Origin of the sequence: Faecalibacterium sp. I2-3-92, assembly GCF_023347315.1 — a bacterium.
Taxonomy (GTDB): Bacteria; Bacillota; Clostridia; order Oscillospirales; family Ruminococcaceae; genus Faecalibacterium; species Faecalibacterium duncaniae.
Window position 1 is genome coordinate 447,614 of sequence record NZ_CP094470.1, and the last position, 16,814, is coordinate 464,427.

15 protein-coding genes and 2 pseudogenes are annotated in these 16,814 nt (G+C 40.2%); 15 read left to right on the forward strand and 2 right to left on the reverse strand.

What is annotated here, in order from left to right; all coding sequences use genetic code 11:
- Window positions 1-24 precede the first annotated feature (24 nt).
- From brxL to bsh, 14 genes and pseudogenes are all read left to right on the forward strand, one after another.
- Window positions 25-2,139: a protease Lon-related BREX system protein BrxL gene (gene brxL, locus MTP42_RS02060; protein ID WP_442899462.1), complete on the forward strand. Its 2,115-nt coding sequence runs from the start codon at window positions 25-27 to the stop codon at window positions 2,137-2,139.
- A 58-nt stretch (window positions 2,140-2,197) separates the two neighbouring features.
- Window positions 2,198-2,878: a GTP pyrophosphokinase gene (locus tag MTP42_RS02065; RefSeq protein WP_008396521.1), complete on the forward strand. Its 681-nt coding sequence runs from the start codon at window positions 2,198-2,200 to the stop codon at window positions 2,876-2,878.
- Window positions 2,879-2,914: 36 nt separating this feature from the next.
- Window positions 2,915-4,474 (forward strand): cardiolipin synthase, encoded by a 1,560-nt coding sequence (gene cls / locus MTP42_RS02070; RefSeq protein WP_008396523.1) that lies wholly within the window; start codon window positions 2,915-2,917, stop codon window positions 4,472-4,474.
- Window positions 4,475-4,684: 210 nt separating this feature from the next.
- Window positions 4,685-6,118, forward strand: a complete 1,434-nt coding sequence (locus MTP42_RS02075) for a phospholipase D family protein (RefSeq protein WP_097778740.1) — start codon at window positions 4,685-4,687, stop codon at window positions 6,116-6,118.
- Window positions 6,097-6,807 carry a response regulator transcription factor gene (locus MTP42_RS02080; protein WP_249257853.1) on the forward strand — a complete coding sequence of 237 codons (711 nt, stop codon included), beginning with the start codon at window positions 6,097-6,099 and terminating at the stop codon, window positions 6,805-6,807. Before MTP42_RS02075 ends, MTP42_RS02080 begins: the two co-directional genes overlap by 22 nt.
- On the forward strand, window positions 6,807-7,850 hold the full coding sequence (locus MTP42_RS02085) for a HAMP domain-containing sensor histidine kinase (protein ID WP_005929825.1): 1,044 nt from the start codon (window positions 6,807-6,809) through the stop codon (window positions 7,848-7,850). The genes MTP42_RS02080 and MTP42_RS02085 overlap by 1 nt, the downstream gene beginning before the upstream one ends.
- Window positions 7,851-7,883: 33 nt before the next feature.
- Window positions 7,884-8,948, forward strand: coding sequence for an FUSC family protein (locus MTP42_RS02090; RefSeq protein WP_005946426.1), 1,065 nt, complete (start codon window positions 7,884-7,886; stop codon window positions 8,946-8,948).
- A pseudogene (locus MTP42_RS02095) lies at window positions 8,938-9,509 on the forward strand (CDP-alcohol phosphatidyltransferase family protein). The gene MTP42_RS02090 and the pseudogene MTP42_RS02095 overlap by 11 nt, the downstream one beginning before the upstream one ends.
- Before the next feature lie 27 nt (window positions 9,510-9,536).
- Window positions 9,537-10,142, forward strand: a complete 606-nt coding sequence (locus MTP42_RS02100; protein ID WP_255466232.1) for a cation transporting ATPase C-terminal domain-containing protein — start codon at window positions 9,537-9,539, stop codon at window positions 10,140-10,142.
- 20 nt (window positions 10,143-10,162) lie between these two features.
- Window positions 10,163-11,359 carry an AI-2E family transporter gene (locus tag MTP42_RS02105; protein ID WP_442899448.1) on the forward strand — a complete coding sequence of 399 codons (1,197 nt, stop codon included), beginning with the start codon at window positions 10,163-10,165 and terminating at the stop codon, window positions 11,357-11,359.
- 80 nt (window positions 11,360-11,439) lie between these two features.
- On the forward strand, window positions 11,440-12,312 hold the full coding sequence (locus MTP42_RS02110) for a DegV family protein (RefSeq protein WP_005929812.1): 873 nt from the start codon (window positions 11,440-11,442) through the stop codon (window positions 12,310-12,312).
- 151 nt (window positions 12,313-12,463) lie between these two features.
- The gene (locus MTP42_RS02115) at window positions 12,464-12,748 is read left to right on the forward strand and encodes a transposase (RefSeq protein WP_249257855.1); all 285 of its coding nucleotides are present in this window, start codon (window positions 12,464-12,466) and stop codon (window positions 12,746-12,748) included.
- Between the two features lie 280 nt (window positions 12,749-13,028).
- Window positions 13,029-13,211 (forward strand): annotated as a pseudogene (locus MTP42_RS14675) (hypothetical protein); the annotation flags it as partial.
- Between the two features lie 21 nt (window positions 13,212-13,232).
- The gene (bsh, locus tag MTP42_RS02120; protein ID WP_008396540.1) at window positions 13,233-14,222 is read left to right on the forward strand and encodes a choloylglycine hydrolase; all 990 of its coding nucleotides are present in this window, start codon (window positions 13,233-13,235) and stop codon (window positions 14,220-14,222) included.
- 155 nt (window positions 14,223-14,377) lie between these two features.
- Here the strand turns inward: bsh and MTP42_RS02125 are convergent, their stop codons facing one another.
- Both MTP42_RS02125 and MTP42_RS02130 read right to left on the reverse strand, forming a co-directional pair.
- On the reverse strand, window positions 14,378-14,890 hold the full coding sequence (locus tag MTP42_RS02125) for an ImmA/IrrE family metallo-endopeptidase (RefSeq protein ID WP_008396542.1): 513 nt from the start codon (window positions 14,888-14,890) through the stop codon (window positions 14,378-14,380).
- Window positions 14,891-14,935: 45 nt separating this feature from the next.
- Window positions 14,936-15,352 (reverse strand): helix-turn-helix domain-containing protein, encoded by a 417-nt coding sequence (locus MTP42_RS02130; protein ID WP_002576372.1) that lies wholly within the window; start codon window positions 15,350-15,352, stop codon window positions 14,936-14,938.
- A 201-nt stretch (window positions 15,353-15,553) separates the two neighbouring features.
- Here MTP42_RS02130 and MTP42_RS02135 point away from each other — a divergent pair, with 201 nt between their 5' ends.
- Window positions 15,554-16,789 (forward strand): DNA polymerase Y family protein, encoded by a 1,236-nt coding sequence (locus MTP42_RS02135; RefSeq protein ID WP_249257856.1) that lies wholly within the window; start codon window positions 15,554-15,556, stop codon window positions 16,787-16,789.
- Window positions 16,790-16,814 lie beyond the last annotated feature (25 nt).

Below are 16,814 nucleotides of genomic sequence, written 5' to 3' on the forward strand. Positions count from 1 at the left end.
AGGAGGCAGGAATTCCGTATGGAAATGATGGATATGGCGGCAGATGATACCCGTGAAGAACTGCGCCGGAAGCTGCGCAGCAACTTTGACGGTCGGATCGTCCGCAAAGACCTGACAAAGAAAATAAAAGAAGGAGCGAATGTTCCGGTCTATGTGCTGGAGTTCCTGCTGGGTCAGTATTGTAGTTCAGACGATGAGACAATCATTGAGCAGGGCGTTCAGAATGTAAAACGAATTCTGGCAGATAATTTTGTCCGCCCGGATGAGGCTCAGAAAATTCTCTCACAACTGCGCAAGAACGGGAGCCATACCATTATTGATATGGTGACCGTGCATCTGGACATCAAAAAGGATTGCTTTTTTGCAGAGTTCTCTAACCTTGGTCTCACCAATGTGCCGATTACGGATGATTATCCGGAAAAATATGACCGGCTGCTTTGCGGCGGTATCTGGTGCATCGTGCAGCTGGAATATGAGTCTGAGGGAGACAGCAACTTTGGAATCACGGATATAGATGGACAGCCGATTTCCTCTAAACAGAAAAAGCAGAAGGATATCTCTCCCATCAGCATCCATAAGCTGACTCCGATTCAGATGCCCCATATCGACATTGAAGAAGTTCGAGAGGGACGCAAGGCATTCACACAAGAAGAGTGGATGGATGTTATGCTGCGTTCCTGCGGATATGAGCCGGAACAGCTGAACAATCGGGAAAAGTGGCTGCTGCTTGCGCGTATGTTACCGCTGGTGGAGAACAACTTCAATCTCTGTGAGTTGGGGCCGCGCAGCACAGGCAAGTCCCATATCTATAAAGAAATCAGCCCGAACAGTATCCTGGTATCCGGTGGTCAGACGACCGTTGCAAATCTGTTTTACAATATGGGGCGCAAAACCGTAGGTTTGGTAGGCCTATGGGACTGCGTTGCCTTTGATGAGGTTGCCGGAATCAAGTTTAAGGACAAAGACGGCATTCAGATTATGAAGGACTATATGGCTTCCGGCTCCTTTGCCCGTGGCAAAGAGGAAAAGGCAGCATCGGCATCTATGGTCTTTGTAGGAAACATCAATCAGAGCGTGGATGTGTTGCTCAAGACTTCTTCTCTGTTTGATCCGTTCCCGCCGGAGATGGGAACGGACACCGCTTTTCTTGACCGTCTGCATTGCTACATTCCAGGCTGGGAGATTCCGAAGTTCCGTCCGGAGCATTTTACCAACGACTACGGATTTATCACGGATTATCTGGCAGAGTTTATCCGAGAACTGCGGAAAGAACAGTATGGTGATGCGTTGGATAAGTATTTCCGCCTTGGAAAGAATCTGAACCAGCGCGATACGATTGCTGTCCGCAAGATTGTAGGCGGCTATGTGAAATTGCTTTATCCCGATGGAGAGTTCACGAAGGAACAGATTGAAGAAATTCTTGTATTTGCGCTGGAAATGCGCCGTCGTGTCAAGGAACAGCTGAAAAAGCTGGGTGGAATGGAGTTCTATGATGTGAACTTCAGCTATATCGACCTTGATACCTTTGAAGAAAAATTTGTTTCCGTGCCAGAGCAGGGCGGTGGAAAGCTCATCCCCGATGGCATCTGCAATCCGGGACAGGTATATACCATAAGTCAGGGCAAGTCCGGTATGATCGGCGTATTCCGCCTTGAAAGCCAGATGCTGCCCGGCAACGGAAAATTTGAGCGCACTGGCCTTGGCAGCGACCGTGATTGCAAGGAATCCACGAATACGGCGTTCAATTTCCTGAAAGCAAACGGAAATCGAATCAGTGGTAGTATCAGCACCACGATGCGGGATTACATCATCAACTATCAGGATTTACAGGGCATTGGCATGACCGGAAAGCTGGCATTGCCTACATTGATTGCACTATGCAGCATCGCTCTTGGACGGCCTACAGTCAGTACACTTGCCGTGCTGGGAGAAATCAGCATTAGCGGCACGATTCTGAAAGTGGACGAGCTTGCCAATAGTTTGCAGGTGTGCCTCGATAGCGGAGCAAAGAAAGTGTTGCTTCCGATTACCAGTGCAGCAGACCTTGGCACCGTGCCGCCTGAGCTGGTGGGCAGTTTTAATCTGATTTTCTACAGCAGTGCGGAAGATGCGGTGTTTAAGGCGTTGGGGGTAGAGTAACAGGTCTCTGAATGAAAGAATGTTTTGAAATCAGGAATGAGGTAGAAAGGAAAGTTCCATGACAAAAGATGAAGTAAAAAAACTCAGGATGGACAGTCCGGAATCACTACAGTTTTTAAATAATGCTACAAAATTTTATAATTTAATGATGATGTATCGTTGTGCTATTCGGGAGATACAAACTAAGCTTGAGGTTTTGGATGATGAATTTTCAGTTGAGAACAATCGAAATCCTATTTCTTTTATAAAAACAAGAATTAAGAAGCCCAATAGTATTTACAATAAACTGCAGAAGATGGGATATGAATTTACAACAGAAAATATACAGACATATCTCAATGATGTAGCAGGCGTTCGAATAGTTTGTGCGTTTATTGACGATATTTATATGATATCAGATTTGATTACCCAACAGGATGATATTAAAGTTATTGAAATAAAAGATTATATAAAAAATCCAAAATCGAATGGTTATCGAAGCTATCATATGATTGTTGAAATACCAGTATTTTTTGCTAAGGGTAAAACACCTATGCGTGTAGAATTACAGATTCGAACCAATGGTATGGATTTCTGGGCAACATTGGAACATCAACTTCGCTATAAAAAAGGAATTGAAGAAATGCCTGGCTATGATGAGATAAGTGAAGAATTACTTCATTCTGCAAAAGCTATCATTGAAGCAGATAATGAAATGCAGAGAATAAAAGACAAAATTGGTATGTTCCACGAAATTTAAGCAGAAATTTGATCGAGTAGAAAGGTTGGAATATATATGAAACAAGATACTTTAGAAGGAAAAGCGAAAACAAAAAACGGAGTAAAACGATTGTGTTTTTCCATAGTCTGCATTCTTCTAGAAGTAGTTTTTATTATTACTATTGTAACACGCTTAAATGAATATGCAGAAATCATAAATCTATTTACAAGGATTTTAAGTGGAATTTTAGTTTTGGGATTGTATGCATCAGATAAGACATCTTCCATGAAAATGCCTTGGGTTATATTAATTTTAATTTTCCCAATTATGGGTGTAGGCCTATATTTATTGATTGGTTTGAATGGCGGCACACATAAAATGCGTGAGCGATATGCAGAAATTGATAGCAAATTGTTACCAATGCTTTCCGATAATCAGGAGTGCTTAAACAGAATAAACGAAACGATTCCGAAGGCAGGAAATATTGCAAGTTATATACAAAGAAATTCGCAGTATCCAATCTATCAGAATACGGATATTGTGTATTTTGATGAAGCAGTGAAAGGATTAGAGGCACAGCTTAAGGATTTGGAGAAAGCACAAAAGTTTATCTTTATGGAATATCATGCGATAGAAGACGCTGAAGCATGGCATAAGATTCAAGATGTTCTGGAAGAGCGAGTAAAAGCAGGTGTGGAAGTTAGAGTATTCTACGATGATATGGGTTCTATAGGCTTTATTAACACAGATTTTGTGAAAAAAATGGAGGCAATAGGAATTCATTGCCGTGTATTCAATCCGTTTATGCCAGGTTTAAATCTGTTTTTGAACAATCGTGATCATAGAAAAATAACAGTTATTGATGGAAAAGTCGGATTTACAGGTGGATATAATCTAGCAAACGAATATTTTAATTACACACACCCGTATGGACAGTGGAAAGATACAGGTATTCGTTTAGAAGGAGATGCTGTTCAGTCGCTTACAGTGACATTTTTAGAAATGTGGAATGCTGTTAGTGAAAAAGCTACGAATGATACTGATTTTAGTAAATACATTATTCATTACGATTATAAAGCACAGCAAACAGGTTTTGTTCAGCCTTATGCAGACAGTCCTATGGATAATGAGCAGGTCGGAGAAGAAGTTTATATCAGTATGATAAATAAAGCTGAAAAATATTGTTGGTTTATGACTCCATATCTAATCATAACAGATGAAATGACGCATGCGTTATGTCTGGCTGCTAAGCGAGGGGTAGACGTAAGAATTATCACACCTGGTATCCCTGATAAAAAATTCATTTATAATGTAACTCGTTCTTTTTATCATGGATTAGTTAAACATGGTGTTCGTGTTTATGAGTGGACTCCTGGTTTCTGTCATGCAAAAATGAGTGTGGCAGATGACTGTATGGCAACTTGTGGAACAATTAATTTGGATTATCGAAGTTTATATCACCATTTTGAAAACGGCTGTTTTATGGCAGATTGTCAGGCAGTTGTGGAAATAAAAAATGATCTGATAAGAACGATGGGAGAATGTCGTGATGTGACAGACCAATATCAAACCGGACGAAGTGCATATTTGCGACTTGGACAATTATTTATGAGATTATTTGCTGGATTGCTATAAGAATCTGATGAAACGACCTTTCAAAAAACAGTTGATTTAGAAGTTAACTGTTTTTGAAAGGCCGTTTTTGCTATATCTAACAGTCTGTTGTACAAAGAAGATTTTGCATGGATGAAAAAACAAACCTTGTTGAGGTTAAATTGAGTTTTCCATTGTATTGTATTGCTAATGAATAAGAATAAGAAATAAAAAGGAATCAGGTGATGTACAATGAAAAAGCATAAAATATGTAAAATCCTTCTTGTTATACTGGCAATTTTTTTATGTGTGGCTTTTTATGAATTGCTCGGAATCTGCGTTGCATATAAAAAGCAGCCGGAAGTGTCCAATACAACCAAAAAAGAAACAAAAAATGGGTCATGGAACGAATGCAGTGAAAATACAGAACGGGCAGTAATCATAGAAAAGAATCCAGAAGCGCTTTTACAAAGAGTGCGTTTGATCAAGAATGCAAAAAAGGAAATTATTCTTTCTACTTTTGCATTTCAATCCGATGAAAGTGGAAAATTGATCTTAGGAGCACTGCATGATGCGGCAGACAGAGGTGTACATATTCGTCTGTTAGTAGATGGAATGGAGAGCTGGATTGATATGGAAGGAAATCCGTATTTCTATGGATTATCTTCCCATGAGAATGTTGAAATTAAACTGTATAATAAGGCCAATCCGTTGAAACCGTGGAAAATAATGGGTAGAATGCATGATAAATATTTGATTGCAGATGGAAAGAGATATATTCTTGGGGGAAGAAATACATACAATTATTTCCTGGGTGATTTTCCGGGACATAAAAACTATGACAGAGACGTGTTAGTGGTTTGCGATGAACCTGAGAAAGAAAATTCAGTTAACCAGTTGTTAGAGTATTTTGAAACGATATGGGAACAAGAAGACAGTGATTATTTTCATGACAATAAAAAACTGGCAAATAGAAAATCTGTAAAGAACGCAGTTTTAGAGCTGCAGAACGGCTATCAGAAATATTTTGAAGAGAATAAGGAAAGAATCTGCGATACCGATTACACGGACGAAACTTTTGAGACAGAAAAGATTGCATTAGTGTCAAATCCTATTCACACAGGTTCCAAAGAACCAGTAGTGTGGTATCAGTTGGGAGAATTGATGAAAAATGCAAAAAATCGTGTGAAGATCCACACGCCATATATTATCTGTAATGATATGATGTATAATACATGGGAGGAGATTGCAGAGAACGTTTCAGATTTTTCTATCATGACAAATTCAGTTGCGAATAATGGGAATCCATTTGGGGCTGCCGATTATGCGAAAAACAGAAATAGAATCTTAAGTACAGGAATTAATATCTGGGAATATGAAGGCGGTTATTCATACCACGGAAAAAGTATTCTGATTGACGATGATCTGTCTGTAATCGGTTCCTTTAATATGGACATGAGAAGTGCATATCTGGATACGGAACTGATGCTTGTAATTCGCAGTAAAGATATTAATAAACAGTTGGAAGAGGGCATGATGGACTATGAAAGAGTGTCCCGCCAGGTATTGGAAGATGGAACCTATCGTGATCCATATCATGTAGAGCCAATCGAATTAACAAAGAAACGTCAGAGAAAAATATTTTTGGTACAGCATCTGCTTGGATGGGCAAGGTATCTGTTTTAATAAGGAGGAAGGAAAACGTGTTTCAAATATTGATTGTAGAAGATGATAAAGAATTAAGCCAGCTATTCCAAAAAGTGCTTGAGAAGAATGGATATCAAGTCAAAAGTGCATCGGATGGAGCACAGGCATTAGAAGTATTGGTTAAGGAATATATTGATCTGATCATTTCTGATATTATGATGCCGGTTATGGATGGTTATGAACTGGTGTCGGAACTCCGTTCAGCAGGATATCAGATACCTGTACTTATGATCACTGCGAAAGGTTCCTTTGATGATATGCGCCAGGGATTTCTTTCGGGAAGTGACGATTATATGGTAAAACCGGTAAATGTGAATGAAATGGTTTTAAGAGTCGGAGCACTGCTTCGCCGTGCACAGATACTGAATGAACACAAAATTGTGATCGGTTCAACAGAGTTTGATTATGATGCAATGACGGTTACAACTGATAAGGAAAGTCTTGTTTTGCCTAAAAAAGAATTCCTGCTTTTATATAAGCTTGCAGCTTCGCCAGGCAGAATATTTACAAAACAACAGTTGATGGATGAAGTATGGGGATACGAGACGGAGGCAGACCCACATACGATAGAGGTACATATAGGAAGAATCAGAGAGCGTTTTAAAGATAACCCTGATTTTGAAATCGTAACAATGCGTGGAATTGGATACAAGGTGGTGAAAAAATAATGGAACAAAAGAAAGAAAAAGGATTGCGGATCCGATCCTGTCTGACTGGTGCAATCTGGCTGGCACTTGTATTTTCAACAGTCATATCTGCTTTATTATTTGCTTTTTTGAATCATTTTTTTAATCTGCCTGGTAGCATACCTGTGCTTGGCTGGCTTTTGATTTTCAATACATTGATTGCAGGGCTGATCACTTCCTTTATTAATGCAAAGTTACTGGAACCAATTACAAGACTTAGTAAAGCAATGAAGGAAGTTTCTCGGGGAGATTTTGAACAGCATTTGGAAACGAATAGCCGTATAGCAGAAGTTGGAGAATCTTATCAAAGTTTTAACGTTATGACAAAAGAACTTCGTGCAACAGAGGTGCTGCAGATGGATTTTGTATCTGATGTTTCTCATGAGTTTAAGACCCCGATTAATGCCATTGAAGGATATACAATGCTGCTTCAGGGAGAAGAACTGTCTCCGGATCAAGAGGAATATGTAGAAAAAATCTTATTTAACACCCAAAGACTTTCCGGATTGGTTGGTAATATTTTGCTGTTATCCAAGTTAGAGAATCAGAATATACCAATGAAAAAAACGGAATATCGTCTGGATGAACAGATCCGCCAGGCAGTTCTTTCATTGGAAACAAAATGGACAGAAAAAGAAATTGGTTTTCAGGTAGAATTGGAGGAAGTTAAATATACTGCGAATGAAGGACTTTTTATGCATATCTGGATAAATCTTTTAGATAATGCGATTAAGTTCAGCCCTTCAAAGGGGACAATTACGATGTTTCTGAAACAAGAACAGGATTCTGTTAAGTTCATTCTGGAAGATGAAGGACCAGGAATAGAGGATGATGTAAAATCCAGAATATTTGACAAGTTCTATCAGGTAGATGGATCTCATAAAGCAGAAGGAAATGGCCTAGGTCTTGCACTTGTAAAACGGATTGTAGATAGTGCCGGAGGAACAATCAAAGCAGAAAACCGTGAATATGGTGGATGCAGATTTGTTATAGAGCTGCCAAAGCAGAAAGATGAGATTATCTAGTTTTAAGATAAATTAGAAGATGAGAGGATTTATATGACATTTTATCAGGAGTTGCAGTTAAATCAGGCAGGTTCTAAAAACCTGTTGAAAAAGAGTGAAACACTAAAAGAAAAACTATATCATATGTGGGTATATCTGGTGAAGATAGCTGCTACAATGGCATTTTGTTTTTTCTTTGTTAGTATTTTCAGCATCTTATTTGGAAATGAGAACAGCATTGTAGGTGTAGTAGTCTTATTATGTCTCATGGTGTTTAGGAATGCGGATCTGGGGATCCACACCGGACAATCTACGATGCTTTTGGCTTTGTTCTTTGTAATTATGACTGTATGTCCGCATTTAGCAAATCAGTTTTCACCGGTATTGGGAATGCTGTTAAATATTGCGGCACTGGCTGTGTTGATTCTGTTCGGATGCCATAATCCATCCATGTTTAATCAATCTACATTGGTTCTTGGGTATCTGCTGCTATATGGTTATGATGTTACGGGAAAAAGCTATCAGATGCGATTAGTCGGAATGGCTTTAGGTGCAGCACTTACCTGCTTCGTATTCTATCGAAATCATAAAAACAGAACTTATAAAAGAAATCTGAAAGATCTGATACAAGAATTTGATATCACTTCTTCCAGAACAAAATGGCAGATATGTCAGATTTTATGCGTACCGATTGTCCTTTGCATTGCAGAACTTTGTAATATGCCACGTGCAATGTGGGCTGGTATTGCGGCCATGTCCGTGATTTTGCCGTCTATGGAAGATATGCACTACAGAGTCCGTAAAAGGATTGTCGGAAATATTGCAGGTGTTATATGTTTTACAGTATTATATTTTCTGCTTCCTTCGTCAATCTATGCATATATAGGAATTCTTGGTGGAATTGGTGTAGGATTTTCAGCACAATATGGCTGGCAGGCAGTATTTAACACATTTGGTGCTTTAGCCATTGCTGCAGAGACATATGGACTACAAGGAGCGGTTAGTCTTAGAGTGAGTCAAAATGTTTTTGGTGTTGTGTTTGCTTTAGCATTTTGTGTTATATTTTATTGGTTTATGCCTAAAAAAAAGGAAAGTGAGGTGACCGTACATGCAGAGTGAAGTGAATAAGGAAGAAAATTTGAATAGAATTATTACGGTTCCTAATCTTCTTTCTTTTTTCGGCTTTGTCTGATTCCGGTAATTATATGGAGTTATTGTGTAAAGAAAAATCCTCTGTTAGCTGGTGAAATCTTATTGCTGTCTGGTCTTACGGATCTTGCTGATGGATATATCGCAAGAAGATTCCATAGGATTAGTAATTTAGGAAAAATACTTGATCCGGTGGCTGATAAGCTGACACAGGCAGCGATGTTAATCTGTCTGTTTACTCGTTTTCCGCATGTGCTTCTTTTAATCGTAATAATGGCAGGTAAGGAGCTGTATATGGTAGTCAGTGGATGTCTTGTGATACAAAAGACAGGAAAAGTACATGGTGCAGACTGGCATGGAAAGATAGTAACCTTTTTATTATATGGAACTGCAGCGGTGCATATTATATGGTTCCACATTACACCGATGGTATCAGATCTGTTGATTGGTTTGTGCGCTATAATGATGGTCATATCGGTCGCTCTGTATATTATCCAGAATACCAGGACTCTTAAGGAAGAGACTGTATAAGCAATTTTATATGCGATACAGTTTCTTTTGTCAGGAAATTTCGGAGCAATTTTAACCGTTCTTTGTTCATCGGTTGCAGGACTTCCGGTGCCATTTGCACCAGTACATTTACTCTTCATTAATCTTTTGACGGATAGTCTTCCGGCAATTGCGTTAGGCTTAGAGCCGGATAGAAGTGAAGTGATGAGTGAAAAACCGAGATTGGCAGATGAGTCGATATTGACAAAAGATTTTCTTAGCAAAATCGGTCTGGAAGGTTTGGTAATTGGAGCAATGACAATGATCAGTTTTTTGACAGGATACAACCAGAATGGTACATTGCTTGGAAGCACGTATGCTTTTGGAACTCTTTGTCTGGCACGTTTGTTTCATGGATATAATTGCAAATCAGATCATCCGGTCATTTTTACAAAAGGTCTCTTTCATAACAAGTGGCTTCAGGGAGCATTTGTGTTAGGTGCAGTACTCATTACAACAGTACTGACGGTTCCTGGTTTCCATAACTTATTCAAAGTGGAAACGTTGAATCTGATGCAGCTTGGATGTGTATATTTATATGCTTTTGCAAGCCTTCTGATTATTCAATTACTTAAGTGTATACGTATGAAACTAAGAAAAAGAGGGGAAAGATAGTGGATTTAAGTAGATGTTCTATGAAAAAAATTCGAGAACTGATAGTGTTTACGGCATTTCTTGTAGTTGCTTTGTGGAAATTCGATGTGGTGATTGAAGTGCTGAAGTCAATATGGAAAATTGTGTTTCCTTTTGCGCTTGGTGGTGCAATTGCCTTTGTGATTAATGTACCAATGAGTTTCCTAGAAAAGAAAATGCTCGGAAAGATAAAAGAAAATAATAAAATGGGAAAAAAAGCTGCGAGACCGATAAGCCTGCTTCTTACAATTATATTGGTAGCAGGTGTCATTATATTGGTAATGTTTGGTGTGATTCCACAGCTTACACAGACCATGGGAAATCTGATGACGAGTATTTCAGATTTTATTCCACAGATGCAAAACTGGATTCGAGAATTTTCACATGATAATCAGGATATTATGAAATTGGTAGATCAGCTGCAGTTTCAGCCTGATCAGGCAATTAAATGGGGAATAAGTCTTCTTGGAAACGGAGTCGGAAATATGATGAATACGACGATGTCAGCAGTAGGTTCCATTGCCAGTGGATTAGCGACCTTTTTTATTTCGTTTTCCTTTGCATGCTATATTCTTTTTCAGAAGGAAAAATTACATTTACAGGTAAGAAAAGTGATTTTCGCTTTTATTCCAAAACAAAAAGCAGATGCAATTCTTAACATATGTTCGCTGACATATCGGACATTTGCAAATTTTCTTGCAGGGCAGTGTCTGGAAGCAGTAATTCTCGGAATGATGTTTGTTATCACGCTAAGTATTTTAAAAATGCCATATGCACTTTTAATTGGAATTTTGATCGCGTTTACCGCATTGGTTCCTATCTTTGGAGCCTTTATTGGCTGTGCCGTGGGAAGTTTTCTGATCTTTATGGTAAATCCAAAGCAGGCAGTTTTATTTATTATAGTTTTTCTGCTTTTGCAGCAGATAGAAGGTAATCTGATCTATCCTCATGTGGTTGGCGGATCAGTAGGACTTCCATCAATTTGGGTACTGGCGGCAGTTACAATCGGCGGAAATCTTATGGGAATTATAGGTATGCTGATTTTCATTCCACTTGTATCGGTATTTTATACTATATTCCGGGAGTTCGTATATCTGCGCCTAAAAAAACAACATATAAAACGAGTAACGAGAACGGATGTGGAAGAGTATGCGGAGGAGGAAATTGCGTCATCCTTTATTGTGCCGAATGAAAAATAATGATGTGATACAAATATAAATGAAGTGTAATGCCGATTATTAAGACGTTATAAAAATAGATTACGAAGGAAGAAGATATTATGAAGAAAATAGGAATCATGACAGACAGCCACAGTGGAATTTTGAGTGAAGAAGCGCAGAGACTCGGAATTAAGGTACTACCGATGCCTTTTTATATCGGAGAGAAAGTGTATCGTGAAGGAGTAGATCTTTCCAGAGATGAATTTTATGATATGCTTCGAAAGGGCGTAGATGTATCTACATCTCAGCCGTCACCAACAGAAGTTATGGATATGTGGAAAGAGATGCTGAAAGAATATGAGGAGATTGTTTATATTCCTCTTAGCAGTGCTTTAAGCGGGTCCTGTATGACAGCAGAAGCCATGGCAAATGAAGATGAATTTGCCGGTAAGGTGTTTGTCGTAGATAACGGTCGTGTGGCAACCCCGATGCATCGTTCTGTTCTTGATGCAGTAGAAATGGCAAAAGAAGGATACAGTGTAGTCGAAATCAAGAAAATTCTTGAAGAAACCAGAGAAAAAATGACAATTTATATCGGGCTCAGCACACTGAAATATCTCAAAAAAGGAGGAAGAGTCAGCTCTGTGACAGCTTTGGCAGCAGATGTCCTGAGTATCAAACCTGTTATGCATTTCAGCACAGGAAAGCTTGATATCTACCAGAAATGCCGTGGTATGAAGAAATCACGTAAAGTTATGATCGATGCAATGAAGCATGAGCTGGAAACGAATTTCCGAGAAGAATATGCTGCTGGTAAAGTGTACCTGATGGCGGCGTCCAGCAGTACCGATGAAGTGACAGAAGAATGGGTAAACCAGATTAAAGAAAGTTTCCCGGGAATGGAAGTCATGTGTGATAAACTTTCCTTCGGTTTGTCCTGTCATATCGGTCCGGATGGACTGGGAATCGGATGCACCTGTAAACCAGTGTAAAAAACTGCTCCGGAGAAGATAAAATAAAAGATTAGGGTGTCAAAAGGTTTATAGCCTTTGATATAAATTTGTACCTTGAAAACTTAACACGATATGTAAAAACATTGGATTCTTTGGTAAAATGTAGGTAGCATTTTATGAGGTGATCTATATGTCTTTTGTTAAAAATGATAATCAACAGCTTACTGTTTTAGACAGTACTTTTAATCTTACAGAACGCGAAAAACGAATGTTAGAAAAATCATGGGCAAAAATTTTTGCAGACAAAGTTTTTCCTGCTATTGATGAAAATATTTTTTCTGTTCTTTACAGTAAAAAAGCATCCAGACCTAATACTCCGGTCAATGTGATTGTTGGGGCACTGATTCTTAAAGAAGCTCTTAATGTTACTGACGATGAGATCGTTGAAGCTATGGCATTTGATATCCGCTATTAGTATGCACTGCACACAACCAGTTTTGAAGAGCAGCCAATTAGTGACAGAACCCTCAGCAGGTTTAGAGCAAGAGTTCTTTCTTACGAAACAGAGCATGATGTTGATCTTTTCATGAATGTGTTGTAAAAATGGCAAAAGAAATATCTGATTTTATGGATATCACTCCGGATTGGCTTACTTGTCAACTGTTTTTTGTAATATTTTTAAAGTTTTTAGGTATAAAAACAGTGGCTTTCTATGACAGAAAACCACTAAAATGATGCTTAACTGAATGGCATTGCTTTATCACCACTTTGAAAATGGTTGTTTTATGGCGGATAGTCAGACAGTTTTGGATATAAGAGATGATCTGAGAGCAACCATGAATGAATGCAGGGAAGTGACCGAAAAGTACCGCACAGGACGGAGTGCATATTTACGGCTCGAACAGTTGTTTATGCGATTGTTTGCAGGATTATTATAGCAGAAAGAAGAGGTGTTCGATATGTGTACAGCAGCAACTTACAAAACAAAAGATTTTTATATGGGCAGAACGCTTGATTATGAATTTTCCTATGGGGAACAGATCACGATAACGCCAAGAAATTACGAATTTGATTTCCGGTTTGCCGGGAAGATAAAAAGCCATTATGCTTTGATCGGAATGGCATTTGTTGCAGAAGGTTATCCGCTTTATTATGATGCTGTTAATGAAAAAGGCCTTGGAATGGCAGGTCTTAATTTTGTCGGCAATGCGGCATATGAAGAGGCTTTGCCGGAAGATGAAACAGAAGTCAGCCAGGTGGCACAGTTCGAGTTCATCCCATGGATCCTTACACAGTGTGCTACTGTAGCAGAGGCGAGAGAGAAGCTGGCAGCAATGAGACTGACAGGTACAGCATTCAGTGAACAGCTGCCGACAGCACAGCTTCACTGGATCATTGCAGACAAAGACTCCTGTATCGTTGTTGAGTCTATGAAAGATGGGCTGCATGTATATGATAATCCGGTAGGAGTGCTTACCAATAATCCACCATTCCCGAGTCAGATGTTTGCACTGAATAATTATGCCGGAGTATCCAGAAAACAGCCGGAGAGTACTTTTGCAGGAGTATTACAGCTTGATGCATATAGCAGAGGAATGGGTGGAATGGGAATACCTGGAGATCTTTCCAGCCAGTCAAGATTTGTGAAAGTTGCCTTTACAAAATTAAATTCGATCTCCGGTGAAGAAGAGGATGAGAGTGTAAGTCAGTTCTTCCATATCTTAGGATCCGTAGATCAGCAGCGTGGATGCTGTGAGGTGACAGAAGGCAAATATGAGATCACGATATACACGTCCTGTTGTAATACAGCAAAAGGTATTTACTATTATACGACTTATGATAATCATCAGATCACAGCGGTTGACATGCATGCGGAAAATCTGGATTCAGATCAGCTGATCTGTTATCCGCTTCTGTCCAAGGGCGAAGTCAGATGGCAGAATAAATAATACGAAAATGCACGGAGAAAGCATAACGCAGAACAACAGGAGGACAATATCGAGATTGTATGGAATGCAGATGTTAGGTTGATAATTGTGCAAGCACCGTCTGCACAATTTGTGCAACAAAAAAGAGGAGCCAGTCCAGACTCCTCAAAGGTACGTTATTTCAAAAAGTTGCTCTTGTGTTCCAGCGCGTGCAGATTATAGCCAAGTGTAGCCAGGTGCGCTACCTTCAGCGCAACCAGATTGATGTCGGTGGACATCGCACTGGCGATCTGCTCGGCTGTGTATCCATACTCATAGATGTAACGAAGGACTTCATCGCTGTCCATCAGAATCTCTGCTGCTACGATGTTCGCTTCATATTCCGGTTTGGATTTCATATCGTAGAGCATGAACTCATGAATCGGGGTGGTTTTCGCCATATTCCGGTGAAGCTGATCATGCCCTAATTCATGTGCGCACACGATGCGCAGCATATTTTCATCCAGACTGTTATTCAGGAAAATAAAGCGATTTCGCTTAATCACCCGGTACATTCCCTTCAGGGAACCGAAATTTTCGCAAAGCATGACATTGATACCAAGCTGCCTTGCAATTTCAAAAGGGTCTCTGGAACCGCAGCGTTTTACCAGTTTCTCACCGACCCGTGAAAGCTGTTCCGCATTCATCATACCACCTCCAGTTTACAGTATAGCGAAAAGTGTGTACGATAAATATCACTGATCGGATTTTTTACGCCTCGTTTTCGGGGCGTATTTTTTATTGTTCTCTTTGGCAATCCAGTAGGCATCGGTCAGAGCTTTATAAGCTCCTTCGATGGCATCTTCGCTTAATTCGCCGCCAGCGAACATACCGGTCACTTCGCTGACCAGTTCTTCAATATCTTTCGCTGCTTTTGCTCCGCCTTTTTCATGGGCTTCTACAACATAGGTGCCGCTGCTTCCCAGCAGATACTCAGTAGTAGTATTCAGCGCATCCGCGATTTTCTGGATCGTAACCATATTGGATGGTTTACGGCTGCCAAGCTCATAATTCTGAATTGTGCGGGCGGTTACACCGGCCTTCTCTGCAAGTTCTACCTGAGTTAAATTGGCTTCTGTTCTTTTCTCTTTCAACCTTTCTTTGAAGACCATAGGAATACCTCTTTCTTTTTTGATTACGAACACGAACACTTTTTCATAAAAATCTATTGACACGAAAAACTGTGCTTGCTATAATGACGATGAAAACACGAAATATAATTCGTGTAATTATAGTATCACAAGAAATGCTGTGTGTCAATGCGTTCGTGAAAAGTTGTTCGTGCTTTCGCGAACGGAGAGGAGGAATACGAGATGCAAAGAGTGATCCTTCACTGTGATATGAATAATTTCTATGCCTCTGTCGAGTGTATGCTGAATCCGGAACTGAAGAACAAGCCGGTGGCAGTGTGTGGTTCTGTGGAGGAACGGCATGGTATTGTACTTGCGAAGAACTATGCAGCAAAGGCGTTTGGCGTTTCCACGGGAGAGGCAATCTGGCAAGCAAAGCAGAAGTGCCAGGATCTTGTGATCGTGGAGCCGCACTATAAGCAATATATAAAGTTTTCAAAGCTGGCTCGTGAAATATACGGTCGCTATACCGATCAGATCGAGCCGTATGGGATGGACGAATGCTGGCTGGATGTGACCGGAAGCGGCTGCATGGGAACCGGATTTGAAATTGCAGATGAGATTCGCAGAACCGTTAAGTTTGAACTGGGTCTTACGATTTCCGCAGGAGTGAGCTTCAATAAGATTTTTGCCAAGCTTGGGTCGGATATGAAAAAGCCGGATGCGATTACCTGTATTGAAGCAGATTCGTTCCGGGAGAAGATTTGGTGTCTTCCTGCCGCTGACTTGCTTGGAGTCGGCAGAGCGACCGAGAAAGTTCTATCTGGTTATGGAATTCATACGATTGGAGAGCTTGCTGCAACATCGGATGATTTCTTGAAGTGCCGCCTTGGAAAGAATGGACTGGCGATTAAGAAATATGCCAATGGGCTGGATGATTCACCGGTTATGCGTTCCGATTATGTCTCTCCGGTAAAAAGCATTGGGCACGGGATAACGACCATGCAGGATTTGGAGAATAACGCCGAAGTCTGGTGTGTCATGCTGGAGCTGGTGCAGGAGATCGGAACCAAGCTGCGAACGCATAAAAAGAAAGCAGGCGGAATTGCAATTTCCATCCGCAACAATGAGCTTTTCACGAAGGAGTGGCAGTGCCGGATTAGCATTCCGACACAAAGCCCTACCTATCTGGCGAAAACCGCATTTTCTTTGTTTGCAAAGAATTATCAGTGGGAACACCCGATTCGTTCGGTGACGGTTCGGGCAATCAACCTGTTTGAAGAGGATTGTCCGATACAATACGACCTATTCACAGATGTGAAATCACTGGATCGCCAGGAACGGCTGGACGCAGCGATTGAGCAGATTCGATTCCGATTCGGGAAAGATGCGATTAAAAATGGGGTACTTTTTCAGAAAAGCAAGATGCCGACAGAGCGAAAAGTGGATTTGGTCATGCCGACAGGAATGATTGGTTAATACAGCACCGGTAGAATCTGGTGAG

Excerpts from the sequence above, each read along its gene's own strand:
- MTP42_RS02105 (WP_442899448.1), top strand. The coding sequence starts at position 10,163 with ATGAAAAAAATTCGAGAACTGATAGTGTTTACGGCATTTCTTGTAGTT.
- MTP42_RS02130 (WP_002576372.1), bottom strand. The coding sequence starts at position 15,352 with ATGGTCTTCAAAGAAAGGTTGAAAGAGAAAAGAACAGAAGCCAATTTA.
- MTP42_RS02110 (WP_005929812.1), top strand. The coding sequence starts at position 11,440 with ATGAAGAAAATAGGAATCATGACAGACAGCCACAGTGGAATTTTGAGT.
- MTP42_RS02065 (WP_008396521.1), top strand. The coding sequence starts at position 2,198 with ATGACAAAAGATGAAGTAAAAAAACTCAGGATGGACAGTCCGGAATCA.
- MTP42_RS02080 (WP_249257853.1), top strand. The coding sequence starts at position 6,097 with ATGGGCAAGGTATCTGTTTTAATAAGGAGGAAGGAAAACGTGTTTCAA.
- MTP42_RS02075 (WP_097778740.1), top strand. The coding sequence starts at position 4,685 with ATGAAAAAGCATAAAATATGTAAAATCCTTCTTGTTATACTGGCAATT.
- MTP42_RS02090 (WP_005946426.1), top strand. The coding sequence starts at position 7,884 with ATGACATTTTATCAGGAGTTGCAGTTAAATCAGGCAGGTTCTAAAAAC.
- MTP42_RS02125 (WP_008396542.1), bottom strand. The coding sequence starts at position 14,890 with ATGATGAATGCGGAACAGCTTTCACGGGTCGGTGAGAAACTGGTAAAA.
- MTP42_RS02135 (WP_249257856.1), top strand. The coding sequence starts at position 15,554 with ATGCAAAGAGTGATCCTTCACTGTGATATGAATAATTTCTATGCCTCT.
- MTP42_RS02115 (WP_249257855.1), top strand. The coding sequence starts at position 12,464 with ATGTCTTTTGTTAAAAATGATAATCAACAGCTTACTGTTTTAGACAGT.
- bsh (WP_008396540.1), top strand. The coding sequence starts at position 13,233 with ATGTGTACAGCAGCAACTTACAAAACAAAAGATTTTTATATGGGCAGA.
- brxL (WP_442899462.1), top strand. The coding sequence starts at position 25 with ATGATGGATATGGCGGCAGATGATACCCGTGAAGAACTGCGCCGGAAG.
- MTP42_RS02085 (WP_005929825.1), top strand. The coding sequence starts at position 6,807 with ATGGAACAAAAGAAAGAAAAAGGATTGCGGATCCGATCCTGTCTGACT.
- cls (WP_008396523.1), top strand. The coding sequence starts at position 2,915 with ATGAAACAAGATACTTTAGAAGGAAAAGCGAAAACAAAAAACGGAGTA.